Raw genomic sequence first — 13373 nt, forward strand, 5'->3', positions numbered from 1 at the left:
AGAATGAGGGGAGACTTCATGAAGAAGCTGATTGTCGCGGGTGTCGTCGCAGGCGTGTCGACGCTCGCATCGGCCCAGCAGGCGGGCGACAACGTCGCGACGCTGGGCTGGCTGCACATCATGCCGCAGGATTCGACCAACGGGCTCACGACGAATCTTGCCGGCATGCCGATCAACGGGCCGCTGCGCCTGCCCGGGTCGTTCACGTCGCCGGGCACGAGCCTGACGGTCAACAACGCCGATACCGTCGGCCTTACGCTCACGCACTTCTTCACCGACCACATTGCGGTGACGTCGGTGCTCGGCGTACCGCCCGAGTTCACGCTGACCGGGCACGGCTCGATCCGGCCGCCCGGCCCGGCCGGTGCGCTCGGCAGCGTCAACATGGACAACCCGGCGAACCAGCCGGCGGTGAAGAACGCGCGGCAGTGGAGCCCGACGGTCATTCTGCAGTACTACTTCAATTCGCCGACGGCGCGGTTCCGCCCGTTCGTCGGGATCGGCGTGGCCTACAGCTGGTTCAGCAACATCGAACTGAACGGCAACTTCGCGAAGGACATCAACGAGAACCTCGGCAGCGTGCTCGCGGCCGGTGCCGGCAAGCCGGGCCCGACGTCGGTGGAGGGCAAGGCGTCGTCGTCGTTCACGCCGGTCTACAACGTCGGCGCGAGCTATGCGATCGACAAGCACTGGGGCTTAACGGCGACGCTGACGTACATGCCGCTGAAGACCTACTCGTCGCTCGTGATCAAGGCGGCCGACGGCTCGACGCTCGCCACCACGCGCACGCGGCTGAAGGCCGATCCGCTGATCACGTTCGTCGGGATTTCGTACAAATTCTGAGCCGTCCGGCGCGCATGACGCGCGTCGGCGGCTTCCTGCGACCGGCTGGCCGGACCCTTCCGGCAGGAAGGTCGCGTTCCTGGCGGCGTGCCGCCATTTGTGAAGAGAGGGGGCAGTTCAAATGAGCATTCGCAAAATCGTATCGCTTGTTGCTGCAGTGGCTTTCACCGCGGTTTCGGCCGCGCCTGCTTTCGCTGTCACCGTTACGCGTGCCGACGGCCAGCCGATGAACCCGAACGGCGAGCCGTTCTCGGCGACCGGGCTCACGAACCTCAGCAAGGGTGCGATCACCGCAGGCTGTACCGCGACCTTCAACGGCACGATCACGTCGACCGGTATCGTCAGCATCACGTCGACGACGTTCACGGGTGGCGCAACATGCTCGCTGATCAGCGGCAGCGCGAGCAGTACGTCGCCGTGGACGGGGCAGGCTGACAGCACGACGCAGTTGTCGATCAATAACGTAAAGGTGAACGTCACGCTGCTCGGCACCTGCGGGCCGAGCAAGGTCGTGACGACGTGGAGCGATACGAACTCGTCGCTGGCGTTCAATAACTCCGTGCTGACGCCGGACTGCACGGTGGCTGGCACGGTTCTGACGTCGCCGAAGTTCCACGTGCAGTAAGCGATCGCGGATCGAAGCGGATGCCCGCCGCGCGCGAGGGCCGCGCGGTATGTGCGGCGGGCTTCCGCGGTTTCGCTGGGTTCGTGCCGTCGCGTGTATCGGCGCGGCGGCCGGATTCATTCTGCAGAGCGGCCGCGTTTCTCGTGTAAGGCCGCCATATATCAATAGAGAGGGCCGTACAAATGGAAATTCGTCAAATTGCATCGCTTGTTGCTGCAGTGGTATTTACCGCGGTTTCGGCCGTGCCTGCTTTTGCGGTGACCGTTTCGCGCGCGGATGGGCAGCCGATGAATCCGAACGGTGAGCCGTTTTCGGCGGCGGGGCCGGTAACGCTTGTCAAGAAGACGGCCGTCACGAACTGCACCGCGATATTCAACGGAACGATTACGTCGACGGGTATCGTCAATATCACGTCGACGCAGTTCGTCGGGGGCAACTGGTGCCCGCTGATCAGCAACACTGCGAGCAGCGCGGTGCCTTGGACAGGGCAGCTGGACAGCACTACGCAGCTCTCGGTCAATAACGCGCAGGTGGGCATCGCGCTTCTCGGACCTTGCGGACCGAGCAAGCTCGTGTCGTCATGGGACGATTCGAATTCGTCGATGACGTTCAATAACGCGGAATGGAAACCTGATTGTACGTTGGCCGGCAGGACTGTTACGGCGCCGAAGTTCCATGTGCAGTAACCGTATCCGAGGACGCCGGGCGCGGGCCACGCGTGAGGACCATCCGGTATGAACGCGGGTTTCCGCTTCCTCGATTTGTTCGCGTTGTCGCGCTTATCAGCGTGACGGCCGGCTGGCCTCCCGTATCGCGATCCGATACGGGGGATTGCAGTGCCGGCGTGGCGTACAGCGCCACTCGATTCAATTGAAACAACCAAATTCAAATTGGCCAGAACACTCCCGGAAGACCCATGCTTACCGATCCAGCAAAGTATGGAGATGCCCGCGGCGCGACGCCTGACCGGCTGCGCACGGCCGCGTGGCTGCAGTATCTGATCGAACGAATCGACGCCGCCGCGTGCGCGGCGGACACGGGTGACGCCGGCGACACGACCGTCATCTCGTCACACGCGATACGTATGCGAGTGGGCGCGAACCTGTCTCGAGAAACGGCAGCGATTCTTGGCCGGCTTGCGCCGTGGATCGCATCGGACAGTGGCGCCTGCGCATGCGATCTGACGGACCCGCGCGGCGCGTGCTCGCATGTGCCGTCGATGCAGCAACTCGCCGAAGCCGAACGAAGCTGCCCCGGCTCGCGCGCCGTGTTCGACACCGCGTACGGTGTGATCGATGCATGCGCGTTCGACGATCCCGATGTTGGCTGGGCCGCACTCGGGCGGATTGCCGGCGGTGTCGAATGCAACGGGGGCGATGACGGTGCATGTAGCGAACATGAACAGGGCGTGCACGGCGACACGTCGCCTGCGAAGAACCTGAGAGAAAGACTGGCCGTGGTCGCGGCTGCCGGTGGGGAAACGGCAGCCATGCCGGGCGCCGTCATCGACGCGATCGTGCTGCGCGTGTGCGGGCCGCGCGACGATGCATCGCGCATCGACGAGATGGCGGCGCTCGTGACGTTCTCGGCCGCACTTGCTGCCGGCGACGGAACGTCCATCGCCGCGTATGGCGGTCAGCACAACCTCGTTGCCCGGGCGATCCGCACGCATCGCGCCGATCTCGCGTCGGTGGACGGGCTGCTCGCGGCGTTGTCCGTGTGCCGGCTCGATCGGCTCGTCGGCGCGGGCAGCTTTTGGGCGTACTACCTGCTGGCGGGCATCGTGATTGCAGCGCCGGATGCCGTTCGGGAAGTCGGTCGCCGCTTTCATGGTGATGAATGGCAGGCGTGGCTCGATCACGTGCTCGCGTGGCCGGCGGTCAGTCGATTCGGGCCGAAGGAGGACGACGCGTTCGAAGGCCTGCGCGGTGCAATGAGCCTGACGTCGCGATGGAATCCGATCGTCCGCGGGAAGCGGATGCGGAAGCGGGGTGTCGTATCGCCCTGAATCGGGGGGCACGTGGGACATGGCCGACTGATGCATCGCCTTGGCCGAAGCGACATACAAGGATTCCAAACGAATCGCGCACGAGCACCCTCGCTCGCGCCGAAGTGCCGGCCTCGTTCGCAAGCGCGAACGGGCGTCAGGCGGCGGCGCGCTGAGCCTTCGTGCTGTCAGCGTCCACACCGGCCGCGCGCCACGCCGTCCACGCCATCTATCCTTCCAGACCGCCAGACCGCCAGACCGCCAGACCGCCAGACCGCCAGACCGCCAGACCGCCAGACCGCCAGACCGCCTCGCGCCTCCCCGATCCAGGTACCCTCGACCGAACGCAGTATGATTCCGCAGACGGCGCCGGCGATCGCTTCGATATAGCTGCCGCCCGCACCGCCCAAGATCTGCCAAGCTTGTTGTAAGCCGGACGCAAACAGCCGCCGCGTGAGAGCGCCGCCGCGAACCCGCCGCCGGACCCCCTTCATCGAAACGGTCAGTCAGATGTCAAAGCAAAACAAGAAGATCCTCCTCCTGAGCGTCAGCGCCGGCGCCGGCCATACCCGGGCGGCCGAAGCGATCCGCGCGTTCGCCGACCACCATCCCGCCGGCATCGAAGCCACCCACCTGGACGTGATGGATTTCGTGTCCACCGGCTTCCGCAAGCTGTACACCGATCTTTACATCAAGCTCGTCAGCAGCCAGCCGGCGCTGTGGGGCTACCTGTACCAGAAGACCGACGAAGTCGATCCCGCCGCGCCGTCGCAGAAGATCCGGCGCGCGATCGAGCGGCTCAATTGCCGGGCACTGCTCGCGGAGATCGAGCGGCAGCGCCCTGACGCGATCATCTGCACGCACTTCCTGCCCGCCGAGCTGCTGTCGCGCGAGATCCGCAAGGGGCGCGTCGACACGCCGGTGTGGGTGCAGGTCACCGATTTCGACCTGCACAGCATGTGGGTCGTGCCGAACATGCGCGGCTATTTCGCGGCCAACGACGAGATCGCGTGGCGCATGCATGCGCGCGGCATGGCGCCCGACACGGTGCATGTGAGCGGTATCCCGATCATGCCGGCGTTCGGCCAGCCGCTCGATCGCGCCGCCTGCGCGGCCGAATTCGGCCTCGATCCCGCGCGCCCGACGTTCCTGATGATGTCCGGCGGCGCGGGCCTCGGCGGGCTCGACGTGCTGGCCGCGCGCCTGCTCGAGATGGAGGCTGACTTCCAGCTGATCGCACTGGCGGGCAAGAACAAGGCGATGCTGACGTCGTTGCAGGAACTCGCCGCGCAGCATCCGGGCCGGCTGTTTCCGCAGGGCTTCACGCAGCAGGTCGAGCGCCTGATGGCCTGCGCCGATCTCGTGATCACGAAGCCGGGCGGCCTGACGACGTCCGAATGTCTGGCGATGCAGTTGCCGATGATCGTCAACTCGCCGATTCCGGGCCAGGAAGAGCGCAATGCGGATTTCCTGCTCGAACAGGGTGTCGCGCTGAAGGCGATCGACGACGATGCGCTGGTCTACCGGATCCGCGCGCTGCTGCAGACGCCCGAGCGTCTTGCCGACATGCGCAGCCGTCTCGCGCCGCTCGGGCGGCCGCTCGCCGGCCGCTTCGTGCTCGATCGCGTGCTGGGCCTGGAGCCGGCCGCATGAGCGGCGCGCGTTTTGTGCCGACGCGCCATACGGTGTTCGTCGTTGCGTGGGTCGTGCTGCTCGCGTACTTCTTCGCGAACGTCGAGATCCAGATCGAAGGCAGCGCGGGCTGGGCCGCCAACCTGCCGACGTGGCGCATCGAGCATCACTGGCTGCTCGACCTCTTCTGGGGCGGGCGGCCGATGACCGGCTATCACGCGTGGGTGTTCCCGTTCGTCGCGCTGTTCTTTCATCTGCCGGCCGTGTTCAACGGACGGTGGTCGTGGCGCATCGAAGCGCGGACCATCGCGTGCATCATGGTGTTCTGGCTGACCGAGGATTTCCTGTGGTTCGTGCTGAATCCGGCGTATGGCCTGGCCCGTTTCAATCCGGCGAATGTGCCGTGGCATATCCACTGGCTGGGCGTGGCCCCGACCGACTACTGGACGATGAGCGCCGCCGCGATCGTGCTGTTCATGCTTTCCCGCGAGCGCAAGCGCGCCTTTTACTGATCTCCGACCCGACATGAAAATCGCCATCATTGCCGCGATCGCCGTCGCGTTTGCCGGGCGCGTGCAGCCGGCCCACGCGGACCCGGCCTCCGAGGTGTCCGCCCGGCCGATCAAATGGGCGCAGAGCGTGGCCGACGCGCATGTGAACAACCTGCATCGCATCACGCCGACGCTGTATCGCAGCGCCCAGCTGTCGCGCTCGGACGTGCCGGAACTGCAGAAGCTCGGCATCCGCAAGGTCATCAGCTTCCGTTCGTTTCACGCGGACGACACCATCCTGGCCGGCACGCAGATCCGGATGCAGCGCATCCGGATCAACACGTGGGACATCCGCGACGAGGACATGGTGACCGCGCTGAAGGCGCTGCGCACGGCCGACCAGGACGGCCCGGTGCTGATCCACTGCCAGCACGGCGCCGATCGTACCGGCCTCGTGTCGGCGCTGTACCGGATGGTGTACCAGGGCTGGACGCGCGAGCAGGCGCTCGATGAACTGCAGCACGGCGGCTACGGGTTCCATCCGATCTGGCAGAACATCACGAACTACTTGAAAAACGTCGACGTCGAGCGCTTGAAGCGAGAAGTGAACAGCGGCTGACGAATCCATGCAAAACGCCGCCGACAATCGCTGTCGGCGGCGTTTCGAAAGTACGTCGATGCGCGGGCACCACGCCCGCCGTCGTCAGACCGTCTCCGGCTGCCGCACTGCCTTCGCGATATTGCGGGCCATTGCCCCGTTCGCGACGAAGTACGGCACGTCCACGCGCGCAAGCGGCTTGCGCCCGCGAATCTTGTCCGCGATCTTCTCGGCGATCATGATCGTCGGCGCATTGAGGTTGCCGGTCGTGATGATCGGCATGATCGACGCATCGACGACGCGCAGCCCTTCGAGCCCGTGCACGCGGCCTTCTTCATCGACCACGGCCATGTCGTCGTAACCCATCTTGCACGAGCACGACGGATGGAACGCGGTCTCCGCGCGGGCGCGCACGAACGCGTCGAGTTCCTTGTCGGACTTGCAGTCTGCACCCGGGTTCAGCTCGCGGCCGCGATAGCGGTCGAGCGCGGGTTGCCGCATGATCTCGCGCGTCGCACGGATCGCATCGCGGAATTCGCGCCAGTCGAGCGCTTCGGCCATGTAGTTGAACAGGATGCTCGGATGGTCGTTCGGATCGCGCGAGCGCAGCTTCACGCGGCCGCGGCTCGGCGAGCGCATCGAGCCGACGTGCGCCTGGAAGCCGTGCATCTCGATCGCGTTCGAGCCGTTGTAGTTGATCGCAACAGGCAGGAAGTGATACTGGATGTTCGGCCACGGATCGTCGTCGCGCGTGCGGATGAAACCGCCCGCCTCGAAGTGGTTGCTCGCGCCGAGGCCGGTGCCGTTCAGCATCCATTCGAGGCCGATCTTCGGCTGGTTCCACCACTTGAGCGCCGGGTACAGCGAGACCGGCTCCTTGCACTCGTACTGGATGTACATCTCCAGGTGATCCTGCAGGTTCTGGCCGACACCGGGCAGGTCGAGCACGACGGGAATGTCGAGTGCCTTCAGCCACGCGCCGGGGCCGACGCCCGAGCGCTGCAGCAGTTGCGGTGACGCAATCGCGCCGCTGCACACGAGCACTTCGCGGCGTGCATGTGCGGTCGCGCGTTCGCTGCCGCGCAGGTACGTGACGCCCGACGCACGCTTGCCGTCGAACAGGATGCGATCGGCGAGTGCGTGCGTGACGATCTCGAGGTTCGACCGCACCTTGGCCTGGTCGAGGTAGCCGCGCGCGGTGCTGGCGCGGCGGCCCTTCGGCGTGACGGTGCGGTCCATCGGGCCGAAGCCTTCCTGCTGATAGCCGTTCAGGTCATCCGTGCGCGGATAGCCGGCCTGCACACCTGCATCGACCATCGCCTCGAACAGCGGGTTCACGCCCGGCTTGCTGGTCGTGACCGACACGGGGCCGCTGCCGCCGTGATAATCGTTCGGGCCGACGTCGCGCGTCTCGGCCTTCTTGAAGTACGGCAGGCAGTCGAGATACGTCCAGTTCTCGAGGCCCTTGTGCGTCGACCAGTTGTCGTAGTCGAGCGCGTTGCCGCGGATGTAGCACATGCCGTTGATCAGCGACGAGCCGCCGAGCCCCTTGCCGCGGCCGCATTCCATCCGGCGGTTGTCCATGTGCGGCTCGGGGTCGGTTTCGTAGGCCCAGTTGTAGCGGCGGCCCTGCAGCGGGTAGGCGAGGGCGGCCGGCATCTGCGTGCGGAAGTCGAAGCGGTAGTCGGGGCCACCTGCTTCGAGCAGCAGCACCGTCACGTCCGGATCTTCCGTCAGGCGCGTTGCGAGCACGTTGCCCGCGGAACCTGCGCCGCAGATGATGTAGTCGTATTCGCGTGTCGTCATGACGGTCAGTCTCCTTTCGTGATCCTTAAAACACCGGGTTGTAGCGGCCGAGCTCGACCTGCACCGACTTGATTCGAGTGTAGTGCTCGAGCGTCGTGATGCCGTTCTCGCGTCCGACACCGGATTGCTTGTATCCGCCAACCGGCATCTCGGCCGGCGATTCGCCCCACGTGTTGATCCAGCAGATGCCGGCTTCGAGACGATGGATCGTGCGGTGCGCGCGCGACAGGTTCTCGGTCACGACGCCGGCCGCGAGGCCGTAGTGCGTGTCGTTCGCGCGGGCGATCACTTCGTCCTCCGATTCGAAATCGAGGATGCTCATCACCGGCCCGAAGATTTCCTCGCGGACGATCTTCATGTCGTCGCGGCAATCGCCGAACACGGTCGGCGCGACGTACTGGCCGCTGCCGAAGTGGCCGTCGGTCAGGCGCGTGCCGCCCGCGAGCAGCTTCGCGCCTTCTGCCTTGCCGCTTTCGATGAAGCCGAGCACCTTGTCGAGCTGCGCGGCCGACACGAGCGGGCCGAAGTTGGTATCGGCATCGGTCGGCTTGCCGACGCGGATGCGCTTCACGCGTTCGAGCACGCGCTGCGTAAATGCATCCTTGATCGAGCGGTGCACGAACACGCGCGTGCCGTTCGTGCAGACCTGGCCCGAGCTGAAGAAGTTGGCGGTCACCGCGATGTCGGCCGCGCGGTCGAGGTCCGCGTCGTCGAACACGATCAGCGGCGACTTGCCGCCGAGCTCCATCGTCACTTCCTTCAGCGACGATGCACCGGCCAGCGACATCACCTTCTTGCCGGTTTCGACGCCGCCGGTGAACGACACCTTCGCGATGTCCGGGTGGCCCGTCAGCAGCGCGCCGACCGAGCCGTCACCCTGCACGACGTTGAACACGCCGGCCGGCACGCCGGCTTCCGTATAGATTTCCGCGAGCTTCAGCGCGGTGAGCGGCGTGACTTCGCTCGGCTTGAACACCATCGCGTTGCCGGCCGCGAGCGCGGGGGCCGTCTTCCAGCATGCGATCTGGATCGGGTAGTTCCACGCGCCGATGCCCGCGCACACGCCGAGCGGCTCGCGGCGCGTGTAGACGAACGATTCGGCGCGCAGCGGCACCTGCAGCCCTTCGATCGCGGTCGCGAGGCCCGCGTAGTACTCGATCACGTCCGCGCCGGTGACGATGTCGACCGCGAGCGTCTCGCCGATCGGCTTGCCCGTGTCGCGCGTTTCCAGCGCCGCGAGCTCGTCGTTGCGCTCGCGCAGCAGGTCGACCGCGCGGCGCAGGATGCGCGAGCGCTGCATCGCGGTCATCGCGGCCCATTCACGCTGGCCTTCCTGTGCGGACGCCACCGCGCGATCGACGTCGGCCGCGCTGGCCTGCTGCACCTGCGCGAGCAGTTCGCCGGTGGCGGGATCGAAGGTGTCGAAAGTCTTGCCGCTCGTGGCGTCGACGTAACCGCCGCCGATGTAGAGGCGCTGCAAACCGAATACGGACATGAGGATCTCCTTGAGGGCGACTGCGTCGCGCGTCAGTCGGACGCGAGCAGCAGGTCGATGTAATCGTGGGCGAGCTTCAATGCAGCCCGGGTGTCGATGGGGCCGCCGGCGAGTGCGCCGCGCAGCCACAGGCCGTCGATCAGCGCGGCGAGGCCGCTGGCGGCTTCGCGCGCTTGCGTGCGCGGCAACGCCTTCGCGAATTCGGCGCACAGGTTCGAGTGGAGGCGCCGCGTGTTGACGTGCTGCAGGCGCTTGAGCATCGGGTCGTGCATGCTCTGCGACCAGAACGCGAGCCAGGTCTTCATCACGGGCGCGCTGACCTGCGTGACGTCGAAGTTCGCGGCGACGATCGCGCGCAGCCGGGCGCGCGGATCCTTGCGTGCCGCCACGCGGCGGCGCGTGGTGGCCGACCACAGGTCGCGCAGCACGTGCCGCATCGTCGCTTCGAGCAGGCCGTCCTTGTCGCCGAAGTAGTGGCTGACGATGCCCGTCGAGATGTTCGCGCGTTGCGCGACCGACGCGAGCGTCGTGCCGGGCAGGCCCGCTTCGTCGATCGAGCGCAGCGTGGCGTCGATCAACTGCGCGCGGCGTATCTCCCGCATTCCGACTTTCGGCATCGCGACTCCCTTCGCCCGGACGGGCCGTCCATGGAAGTCGAGAGCTTAGCGGTTTTTTATTGATCGTTCAATCAACAAAAAATCGGGGTCTGACGGTGACGACGATTACCCGGCAGGTGCGCGAGGCCCCCGATCCCGCGTTGTGCAGGTGCGGAAAAATGATTGAAAGATGATTAAGAAAGATGGAGTTTGTTTAAAACGCTTTCTGAAGCGAGCAATCAATCCGGTTAATCGTTGCAGGTGTCGAATCGATTACGGAATGAAAGAATAATGAGCTGTGTGATATTTGGTTAAGCGTAGAAGTCGACACGCGAAACAGCGTCACGATTCATTCATGAAAATCCGTTTGAAATAGTCGAATGAAACGACCTAACGTATTGATTGTAAATGGATGTGCGTCAATTAAACAGGGATCGACTGCCGCTCCGCAAACGATTGCGGCCGCCCTCGATCGGATTCCGCTTACCATAAAAAATGCTGGAATAATTTGAATCCGACGTATTTCCTAACAGAGTAGAGGGTATCGTTGGAATGACTTGAGTCAGTAATATTGTCCGTATTAGTATGGCGCCGCACTACGAGGAATGAATCGATGACGCCGGTATTGCCGCGGTGCATTGGCCAATCGCGCGATTCGGACGCGCGTGACAAACCGGCGCAGTCATTGCGCACCTGCAGCATGCCGCGACGTCGAGACGCCGCATCCACCGGAGAACGACGATGCTGACCGAAAAACACGTGGTCCCGTTGCCGAATGGTCTGAAGGTCTACGTCGAACGGAACGTGTTCGACCCGGCGTTCGACACGGCAATGCTCGTCAACGGCGCGCTCGCGACGACCGCGTCGTTCGGGCAGACCGTCCAGTATCTCGGCGAGCGGATGAACACGATCTGCTTCGACCTGCCGTATGCGGGGCAGTCGCGCCAGCACAACCCGGGCTGCTTCATCCTGACGAAGGACGACGAAGCCGCGATCCTGCAGCACCTGGTCGAGCGCTTCGCGCCGGCGTACCTCGTGTCGGTGTCGTGGGGCGGCGTCGCGTCGCTGTTCGCGCTTGCACGCGGCTGCCCGAGCGTGCGGCGCGCGGCGATCTGCTCGTTCTCGCCGTTCCTGAACGACGCGATGGTCGACTACGTGACGCGCGCCCGCGACCACATCGCGGCCGGCGAGAACCTGAAGGCCGCGCAGCTGCTGAACGACACCGTCGGCCGCTACCTGCCGCGCATCATGAAGCTGTACAACTACCGGTATCTCACGCGCCTGCCGCGCGACGAGCAGGACCAGGTCGCGTTCCACGTCGACCAGATCCTGTCGCTGCAGCCGGAGCGCTACCTCAGCGAGTTCTCGAACATCGGCTGCGAGCTGCTGTTCCTGAACGGCGAGCGCGACGAGTACACGACGCCCGCCGACGTGCGCCAGCTCGGCGCGCACGTGCCGCGCGCACGGTTCGCGACGGTGCCGGACGCCGGCCACTTCCTCGACATCGAAGGCCGCGCGCAGCGCGAATACACGCGCTCGGCGTTGCTCGACTTTTTCTGCGGCGGGTCGCAGCTCGCCGCCGGCATGGCGCTCGCCGCCGCGCAGTCGTGCGTGCCCGCTCCGATGCACGCGCTGTCGTCGTGACACCATCCGCCGTGCGTCCGATACGCGCGGCGCTCCCGAACTCCCATCCCAACGAGGCAGGCCCGCCGTGAATATCGTTCAGACCATCGCCATCGTCGTTCCGTGGGCCGTGTGGCTCGCCTACTGGATCGCCACTTCGCAAGGCGTGAAGACGACCGTGCGCAAGGAAGCGTCGCGCTCGCGCACGTTGCAGTCGATTCCGCTGATCGTCGGCGGCGCGCTGATCATCCTGCCCGATCCGTCGTGGCAGGCGCTCGTGCCGGACTGGCCGCGCTTCGGCCTGCAGGCGCAGTGCGGGCTCGCGGTGCTGGTGGCCGGCCTGCTGTTCTCGGTGTGGGCGCGGCTGCACCTCGGCACGAACTGGAGCGTGTCGGTCACGCTGAAGGAAGACCATGAGCTCGTCCGCACGGGGCCGTATGGGCTCGTGCGTCACCCGATCTATACGGGCTGCCTGATCGCGCTCGTCGGCGCCGCACTGATCGGCGGCGAATGGCGCGGTGCGATCGGCGTGCTGCTCGTGTTCGCGTCGCTCGCGTACAAGGTGCGCGTCGAGGAAAGCTGGCTGACCGGGTATTTCGGGCCGGCGTACACGCAGTACCGTCGCGAAGTCGCGGCGCTGATTCCCGGCTTCTACTGAACCCCGCGAGGCGCGCGATGGCGAAGATGATCGTGACCGCGATCGGCTCGGCGGGCGACGTGCATCCGCTGCTCGGTGTCGCCCGCACGCTCGCGGCGCGCGGTCACGACGTCGTGTTCTGCACGCATGCGCCGTTCGAGGCAGCCGTGCGCCGGTGCGGGTTCGCCTTCGTGCCGATCGGCACCGCGGCCGACTACGAGGCCGCGATGGCGAACCCCGCGCTGTGGGATTCGCGCACGTCGTTTCGCACGCTGTGGGCGGTGATCGCGCCGACGGTGCGCCCGCATTACGACGCGCTGCGCGCGCTGACCGACGACGATACGGTGCTCGTCGGCACGCTGTGGGCGTTCTCCGCGCGCATCATGCAGGAGCTGCACGGCACGCCGTACGTGTCGGTGCAGGTGTCGCCGTCGACGCTGCTGTCCGCGCATGCGCCGCCGACGCACCCGCGCCTGACGATTCCCGCGCGCTGGCCGCTGCCCGTGAAGGCGGCGCTGATGACGCTGATCGAGCGGCAGGTGCTCGATCGCACGTGCGGCCCCGCGCTCAACGCGGTGCGCCGCGCGCTCGGGCTCGCGCCGGCGCGGCGTGTGCTGGGCCGCTGGCTGCATTCGACCGATGGCGTGCTGTGCCTGTTTCCCGGCTGGTTCGCGCCGCCGCAGCCGGACTGGCCGTCGAATCATCTGCAAAGCGGCTTCCCGTTGTTCAACGATATTGCGACGCCTGAAGACGATGTGGCACTCGATGCGTATCTCGCGGCCGGTGAACCCCCGGTCGTGTTCACGGCCGGTTCGACACGCGTCGATCACGCGGCATACGCGCGCGCGGTGGCGGACGCGCTGCGCGCGACCGGCGCGCGCGGGATCCTGCTGACGCCGCACGATGCGGCGCCGGACAGTGACCGCTTGCTCGTGCGCCGCTTCGTGCCGATGCGCACGCTGCTGCCGCGCTGCCGCGCGCTCGTGCATCACGGCGGGGTCGGCACCGCGGCGCTCGCGTTCGAAGCCGGGATCGCGCAG

At 66.0% G+C, this 13373-nt stretch carries 13 protein-coding genes; 10 read left to right on the top strand and 3 right to left on the bottom strand.

Features of this window, described 5'->3' with window-relative positions; genetic code table 11:
* Nucleotides 1-18 precede the first annotated feature (18 nt).
* From G3N98_RS05930 to G3N98_RS05960, 7 genes are all read left to right on the top strand, one after another.
* Nucleotides 19-843 carry an OmpW family outer membrane protein gene (locus G3N98_RS05930; RefSeq protein WP_089475466.1) on the top strand — a complete coding sequence of 275 codons (825 nt, stop codon included), beginning with the start codon at nucleotides 19-21 and terminating at the stop codon, nucleotides 841-843.
* Between the two features lie 121 nt (nucleotides 844-964).
* Nucleotides 965-1468, top strand: coding sequence for an activator protein (locus tag G3N98_RS05935; protein WP_206147569.1), 504 nt, complete (start codon nucleotides 965-967; stop codon nucleotides 1466-1468).
* Nucleotides 1469-1650: 182 nt separating this feature from the next.
* Nucleotides 1651-2154, top strand: a complete 504-nt coding sequence (locus G3N98_RS05940; protein WP_089475465.1) for an activator protein — start codon at nucleotides 1651-1653, stop codon at nucleotides 2152-2154.
* A 230-nt stretch (nucleotides 2155-2384) separates the two neighbouring features.
* Complete coding sequence (locus tag G3N98_RS05945; RefSeq protein ID WP_206147570.1) at nucleotides 2385-3476, top strand: hypothetical protein; 1092 nt, start codon at nucleotides 2385-2387, stop codon at nucleotides 3474-3476.
* 489 nt (nucleotides 3477-3965) lie between these two features.
* Nucleotides 3966-5108, top strand: coding sequence for a glycosyltransferase (locus tag G3N98_RS05950; RefSeq protein ID WP_206147571.1), 1143 nt, complete (start codon nucleotides 3966-3968; stop codon nucleotides 5106-5108).
* The gene (locus G3N98_RS05955) at nucleotides 5105-5599 is read left to right on the top strand and encodes a hypothetical protein (protein ID WP_089475463.1); all 495 of its coding nucleotides are present in this window, start codon (nucleotides 5105-5107) and stop codon (nucleotides 5597-5599) included. Before G3N98_RS05950 ends, G3N98_RS05955 begins: the two co-directional genes overlap by 4 nt.
* Nucleotides 5600-5612: 13 nt before the next feature.
* Nucleotides 5613-6197: a dual specificity protein phosphatase family protein gene (locus G3N98_RS05960; RefSeq protein WP_206147572.1), complete on the top strand. Its 585-nt coding sequence runs from the start codon at nucleotides 5613-5615 to the stop codon at nucleotides 6195-6197.
* Between the two features lie 84 nt (nucleotides 6198-6281).
* On the opposite strand, the gene betA is transcribed toward G3N98_RS05960, so the two are convergent.
* The 3 genes from betA to betI are packed head-to-tail and all read right to left on the bottom strand — an operon-like array spanning nucleotide 6282 to nucleotide 10094.
* The gene (betA, locus tag G3N98_RS05965; RefSeq protein WP_206147573.1) at nucleotides 6282-7982 is read right to left on the bottom strand and encodes a choline dehydrogenase; all 1701 of its coding nucleotides are present in this window, start codon (nucleotides 7980-7982) and stop codon (nucleotides 6282-6284) included.
* Between the two features lie 25 nt (nucleotides 7983-8007).
* A complete protein-coding gene (gene betB / locus G3N98_RS05970; protein ID WP_011354163.1) occupies nucleotides 8008-9477 on the bottom strand; it encodes a betaine-aldehyde dehydrogenase in 1470 nt (489 codons plus the stop codon).
* Between the two features lie 32 nt (nucleotides 9478-9509).
* A complete protein-coding gene (betI, locus tag G3N98_RS05975; RefSeq protein ID WP_089426825.1) occupies nucleotides 9510-10094 on the bottom strand; it encodes a transcriptional regulator BetI in 585 nt (194 codons plus the stop codon).
* A 720-nt stretch (nucleotides 10095-10814) separates the two neighbouring features.
* Between betI and G3N98_RS05980 the strand changes: the two genes are divergently transcribed.
* The 3 genes from G3N98_RS05980 to G3N98_RS05990 form a co-directional block, all read left to right on the top strand.
* Complete coding sequence (locus tag G3N98_RS05980) at nucleotides 10815-11717, top strand: alpha/beta hydrolase (RefSeq protein WP_089429040.1); 903 nt, start codon at nucleotides 10815-10817, stop codon at nucleotides 11715-11717.
* A gap of 67 nt (nucleotides 11718-11784) precedes the next feature.
* Nucleotides 11785-12354, top strand: coding sequence for an isoprenylcysteine carboxylmethyltransferase family protein (locus G3N98_RS05985; protein ID WP_206147574.1), 570 nt, complete (start codon nucleotides 11785-11787; stop codon nucleotides 12352-12354).
* Nucleotides 12355-12371: 17 nt separating this feature from the next.
* Nucleotides 12372-13373: glycosyltransferase (locus G3N98_RS05990; RefSeq protein ID WP_206147575.1), on the top strand; the 1002-nt coding region annotated here is incomplete at its 3' end.

Origin of the sequence: Burkholderia sp. Tr-20390 (assembly GCF_017104595.1) — a bacterium.
Classification (GTDB): Bacteria; Pseudomonadota; Gammaproteobacteria; order Burkholderiales; family Burkholderiaceae; genus Burkholderia.

Coding starts and splice junctions, on each gene's coding strand:
- G3N98_RS05955 (WP_089475463.1), top strand. CDS start 5,105: ATGAGCGGCGCGCGTTTTGTGCCGACGCGCCATACGGTGTTCGTCGTT.
- betB (WP_011354163.1), bottom strand. CDS start 9,477: ATGTCCGTATTCGGTTTGCAGCGCCTCTACATCGGCGGCGGTTACGTC.
- betI (WP_089426825.1), bottom strand. CDS start 10,094: ATGCCGAAAGTCGGAATGCGGGAGATACGCCGCGCGCAGTTGATCGAC.
- G3N98_RS05940 (WP_089475465.1), top strand. CDS start 1,651: ATGGAAATTCGTCAAATTGCATCGCTTGTTGCTGCAGTGGTATTTACC.
- G3N98_RS05950 (WP_206147571.1), top strand. CDS start 3,966: ATGTCAAAGCAAAACAAGAAGATCCTCCTCCTGAGCGTCAGCGCCGGC.
- G3N98_RS05930 (WP_089475466.1), top strand. CDS start 19: ATGAAGAAGCTGATTGTCGCGGGTGTCGTCGCAGGCGTGTCGACGCTC.
- G3N98_RS05945 (WP_206147570.1), top strand. CDS start 2,385: ATGCTTACCGATCCAGCAAAGTATGGAGATGCCCGCGGCGCGACGCCT.
- G3N98_RS05980 (WP_089429040.1), top strand. CDS start 10,815: ATGCTGACCGAAAAACACGTGGTCCCGTTGCCGAATGGTCTGAAGGTC.
- G3N98_RS05960 (WP_206147572.1), top strand. CDS start 5,613: ATGAAAATCGCCATCATTGCCGCGATCGCCGTCGCGTTTGCCGGGCGC.
- betA (WP_206147573.1), bottom strand. CDS start 7,982: ATGACGACACGCGAATACGACTACATCATCTGCGGCGCAGGTTCCGCG.
- G3N98_RS05935 (WP_206147569.1), top strand. CDS start 965: ATGAGCATTCGCAAAATCGTATCGCTTGTTGCTGCAGTGGCTTTCACC.